General features: G+C 65.6%; 1 protein-coding gene. It reads right to left on the reverse strand.

Going from position 1 to position 355, the window contains the following annotated elements; genetic code table 11:
• A partial coding sequence (locus tag FCU66_RS37445; protein ID WP_281285590.1) for a molybdopterin dinucleotide binding domain-containing protein occupies positions 1-355 on the reverse strand: 355 nt, incomplete at both ends.

Genomic DNA, 355 nt, shown 5'->3' on the forward strand with positions numbered 1-355 from the left:
TGGCGCGCCGTCACCAGCGCGCGCACCAGCACGTCGCCGCGCGGGCTGGAAACACGCGCGATGTCGGCGTCGCCGATGCCGAAGTGCTGCGCATCCGCCGGGTGGATTTCAACGAAGGGCTCGGCGATGTGCTGGGAAAGCCGCGGGCTTTTCCCCGTCCGCGTCATGGTGTGCCAATGGTCGCGGATACGGCCGGTGTTGAGGATCAGCGGATAGTCCGGACTGGTGCGGATTTCCGTGGTGGGGCGGATGGCGATGAAGCGCGCCTTGCGATCGGGTGTGTAGAAATCGCCGTCGGCGAAGAAGCGGGTGTTTTCGCCTTCTGGTCCAAGTCCAGCTTGAACACCCCCCTCTG

It is taken from the genome of Mesorhizobium norvegicum, from assembly GCF_004919685.1.
Classification (GTDB): Bacteria; Pseudomonadota; Alphaproteobacteria; order Rhizobiales; family Rhizobiaceae; genus Mesorhizobium; species Mesorhizobium norvegicum.